The organism is Streptomyces sp. HUAS CB01, from assembly GCF_030406905.1.
GTDB lineage: Bacteria > Actinomycetota > Actinomycetes > Streptomycetales > Streptomycetaceae > Streptomyces > Streptomyces chengbuensis.
In genome coordinates this window covers 1-4,001 of sequence record NZ_CP129139.1, presented here as the reverse complement: position 1 = coordinate 4,001, position 4,001 = coordinate 1, and the positions used below count along the sequence as shown (strand labels likewise).

The 4,001-nt window shown below is 68.5% G+C and carries 5 protein-coding genes; 1 reads left to right on the top strand and 4 read right to left on the bottom strand.

Annotation, left to right across the window (positions count from 1 at the left end; genetic code table 11):
* Nucleotides 1-32: 32 nt before the first annotated feature.
* Both QRN89_RS35485 and QRN89_RS35480 read right to left on the bottom strand, forming a co-directional pair.
* Nucleotides 33-269 (bottom strand): hypothetical protein, encoded by a 237-nt coding sequence (locus tag QRN89_RS35485; protein ID WP_290354003.1) that lies wholly within the window; start codon nucleotides 267-269, stop codon nucleotides 33-35.
* Nucleotides 270-504: 235 nt separating this feature from the next.
* A complete protein-coding gene (locus QRN89_RS35480) occupies nucleotides 505-861 on the bottom strand; it encodes a hypothetical protein (RefSeq protein ID WP_290354002.1) in 357 nt (118 codons plus the stop codon).
* Between the two features lie 183 nt (nucleotides 862-1,044).
* Here QRN89_RS35480 and QRN89_RS35475 point away from each other — a divergent pair, with 183 nt between their 5' ends.
* Nucleotides 1,045-1,296: a hypothetical protein gene (locus tag QRN89_RS35475; protein ID WP_290354001.1), complete on the top strand. Its 252-nt coding sequence runs from the start codon at nucleotides 1,045-1,047 to the stop codon at nucleotides 1,294-1,296.
* 98 nt (nucleotides 1,297-1,394) lie between these two features.
* On the opposite strand, the gene istB is transcribed toward QRN89_RS35475, so the two are convergent.
* A complete protein-coding gene (istB, locus tag QRN89_RS35470; protein WP_290354000.1) occupies nucleotides 1,395-2,192 on the bottom strand; it encodes an IS21-like element helper ATPase IstB in 798 nt (265 codons plus the stop codon).
* On the bottom strand, nucleotides 2,189-3,817 hold the full coding sequence (gene istA, locus QRN89_RS35465; RefSeq protein ID WP_290354004.1) for an IS21 family transposase: 1,629 nt from the start codon (nucleotides 3,815-3,817) through the stop codon (nucleotides 2,189-2,191). The genes istB and istA overlap by 4 nt, the downstream gene beginning before the upstream one ends.
* Between the last annotated feature and the right edge of the window lie 184 nt (nucleotides 3,818-4,001).

Sequence of the window (4,001 nt, the reverse complement as noted above, 5' to 3'; positions counted from 1 at the left end):
CTGCGCGACCCCCTCGGCGTCGCACCGTTGTCTCACGCAGCGCTGGATGCGCGCCTCGCGAGGCACGCCTTGGCGGCCGCGCTCGCCGGCGAACCCTTGCCCGAAGCCTGGATGGAGGAGATCACCGCCCCCGGTGACGACGAGGACGAGCAGCGCACCTTCACCCGGCTGCTGACCGCCTCGGCGACTACCGGCGCCGCCACCACCGCGCGGGCCCTGACGTCTTCGGCCCGTGCCCGGCGGGCCTGGACGGCGAGGAATGGGACCACCTCACCGACGCGATCGACCTCTACACACCCACGCCCGCGTCCAGCGCCGCCTGGAACAGCTGCGGGCCCGTACCACCGCCGAACGCGCCACCCTCCTTCCGCCGACCTCGCCGCTGCGCCGGCAGCACCCGCCCGATACCGACCGGCCCGGCCACCGGCCCCCGATCCGGTGGGGCGAGCCGCACCGTGCAACTGGCCTGGGGCGGTCGCGGATGGTGAGCCGTGGTGTGCGTGCCTACGGGAGCGAGGCCGATTCGTCCGGGGCCGGGGTGCCTTCCAGTGGCAGGTGGTCTCGGTAGTACTCCGACTCCAGCCACTTTCCGATGACGACGAGCGGGCGTGTGAGGCGTACGTCCCCGATCTGCTGTGAGCGCACGAGCAGCCCGAGGTCGGTCAGGGAGAGGGAGTGGTCGGGGGTGTACAGCAGGCAGTTCTCGTGCTCGGCGGCGTTGTCGAGGAGGTAGTGGTGAGCCTGCTCGGGGTCGCGACCGGCCAGTGCAAAGCCCGCGAGGAAGACCTGCGGGCCGGTGACCGCGTCCAGCGCGACGCACGCCAGTTCGCCCGCGTCGTAGAACACCTTGGCTTCGTTCATCTCCAGGAACAGCGTTTGTCGATGGGGTGCGGAGGCAGTTGGCGATCAACCGGCTCGGGAATGTCGACGAGAGATGACGGCACGTGTCCGGGCCCGATGAAGGCTGGTCGATCTCGCGGAGCCAGCGATCGGTAGGTTGTGCTGTCGAACGTTGAGTTGCCTGTTCGAAGGGGTGGGGCCGGGGTGGAAGAAGCAGAGATCACGATCAAGCTCACCCGCGACGAAGCGACGATCCTGTCGGACTGGTTGGAACGGTTGCAGATGACCGACCTGAGCAACACGGTCGACGATCCAACCGCATGGGCGCCGATTCATCGGATCGCCGGCCAGCTGGACAAGATGCTGCCCGCGCTGTTCTTCCCTGACTATGACGTGCGGCTGGAGGAGGCCCGGCGCCGCCTGCGTCCGCTCGATGACGACGGCTCTGAAGACTGAGCCGATCGAATCTCGCGACCGGACAGCACCGCCTGCGAATGCCAACCGGCCCGCCGCCCGTCAGGGCGGCAGGCCGTCGAGTCAGGTAGCGGCAGATGTCAGCCGGCCTTGGCGTGCTCCTCGGCTCGGGCTCGGGTGCTGGCGAGGCGGTAGGAGTCGGTGCCGGTCTCGATGATGGTGCCGTTGAAGGTGAGCCGGTCGACGATGGCCGCGCAGAGGCGGGGGTCCGTGAACGTCTTCGTCCAGCCTCCGAACGACTCGTTGGAGGCGATGGCGACGCTGTTTTTCTCCTCGCGTTCGGTCAGGACCTGGAAGAGGAGTTCGGCGCCGTGGCGGTCGAGTTCCATGTAGCCGAGTTCGTCGATGCAGAGGAGATCGACGCGGCCGTAGCGGGCGATGGTCTTGTTCAGCTGCTTCTCGTCCGCGGCCTCGACCAGCTCGTTGACCAGCTTCGTCGCGAGCGTGTAGCGGACGCGGTAGCCCTTCATTGCGGCCTCGGTGCCCAGCGCGATGAGCATGTGGGACTTGCCGGTGCCGGAGTCGCCGATGAGGCAGAGCGGCTGGCTCTTCTTGATCCATTCGCAGCTGGCGAGGGTGTGGATGGTGGCCGGGTCGATGTTGGGGTTGGCGTCGAAGTCGAAGGACCGCAGGGACTTCTCCCGCGGGAAGCCGGCTGCCTTGATCCGCCTTTCCGACCTGCGGCGGGCCCGGTCGTCGCACTCGGCCATCAGCAGTTCGGCGAGGAAGCCGCGGTAGGTCATCTGGTCCTTGATCGCCCGGTCGGCGATGTCGGAGAACTCGTTGCGGATCGACGGCAGCCGCAACAGGCGGCAGGCGGAGTCGATCGCGGCGTCGGCGGCCTGCTCGGTCAACCCTCGCTGGCGGGGCATGGTCACTGCGCTTCTCCCTCACGGTGGCCGCTGCCGCTGGTGCGGCGGCGTCGGAGCAACTGGTCGTAGTGAGACACCGAGGGCAGAGGCCTGGTGTCCGGCGGAAGATGCGCGAGTCGCCACTCGTGCAGGGACGTCACCGTCGCCGGCGGCTGACCGAGGTTCCGGGCGTCCGGTGCGGGCTCGGTCTCGGCCTGAGCGGCCTTGCGGGCCTCCAGCGCGACCGCGTCCGCGGTCATGGCCCCGGCCCGCAGGGCTGCGGCCAGGCCGGCGACGACATGTTCGTGGGGCATGTGGCGTCCGAGCAGCAGCACCTCGATGAGCGCGCGGGTGCCGTCCCGCTCGCCGTGGATCTTCATGGCCTGGGTCCACCAGGCGTCGTGGACCGGGGTGAACTTGCCCGCCGAACGGGCCTGTTCGAGAGCGGTCGAGCCGGGGAAGGCGCCGGGCTTGCGGACCAGGACCTCCAGGTAGTGGTCCAAGTCCAGGCGGACGGCGCCTTTGGCGATCAGCCGCTCGTGCCGGGCCACCTCCACGTTCTGGTCGTAAACCACCAGGTGAGAGGCGTGAAGGATGACCCGCACCCGTTTGCCGATCAGCCGGATGGGGACCGAGTAGCGGTTCGTGCGGACCGGGATCTGGCCGTAGCGGTCGACCCGTGGGGTGAATATACGCCCGGTCTCGAACGGTTCGTCGGGAAGCGGCATCAGCAGCGGTCGTTCGAGGGCGAAGTCCTCGGCGATGGTCCGGGACCTGGAGCCGATCCGGCGGGCGTCGTCCTGCCGGTCCCACTCCTCGACCATCTCGTTCAGCTCGGCGAGCGAGGAGACCTCGGGGACGGGGACGAAGTGGTTGCGGCGGAAGTAGCCGATCTGGCCCTCGACACCGCCCTTCTCGTGGGCGCCCTCGATGCCTGGGCGGCAGTAGAAGCTCTCGATGCCGTAGTGCGATTTGAAGGCGATCCATCGGTCAGCTTCCACCCTCGCCCGGCTCAGCCCGAGCACGCGGGCGACGGCCGCCTTGAGGTTGTCGTAGCGGACCTTGGTTCGCGGGACCCCGCCCAGCGTCCGCAGCGCGTGGACGTGGCCTTCGAAGAATGCCTCCTGGCCGCAGGAGGCGAACACTCGGTGGACGGCCTTGCCGGAATACGACAGGCGGAAGGAGAACAGGTAGCAGGTCACCAGCTCGCCGGCGAGGCGGATCGTCACGTCGCCGAAGTCGACCTCCGCCTCGTGACCGGGCTGGTGAGTCTGCGGGACGAACGCCTCCAGCGGGGCCTTGCCCGACTCGACCAGGATCTCGGGCTTCCGGGCCGCGACGTAGTAGCGGACCATCCCGTAGGAGACGTCGGCTCCGTGTTCCTCGACCAGCCGGTGGAAGATTCGGGTGACCGTGTGCCGCTGCTTGCGCGGCGCGTCCAGGTCCGCCCGCAGGATCTCGTCGATCACCGGCTTGTAGCGGTCCAGCCCGGTCGCCCGCGGCGGCAGCTTCTTGCGCGGCTCCGGCCAGGACGAGTCCAACGCCTTCCGCACCGTCCGCCACGTCACGCCGTGCTTGCGCTCAAGCTCCCGCATCGACATGCCGCCACGGTGATCACGCCGGATCGCCGCGTACAGCTCGACCTTCGACATCCGCGGCATGACCAGCACCTTTCACCAGGAGCATGTCGATGCTGTCCTGGCAAGAACCCCGGTGCCTCCCAAACTCGTCGACATCACCCATCCGTGGAGGAGGGCGCCTCCCAAACCCATCGACAAGCGACGTCGCTACTACTCGATAAAGCCAAACACCTTCACCCCGTCGGCGAAGTCTTCC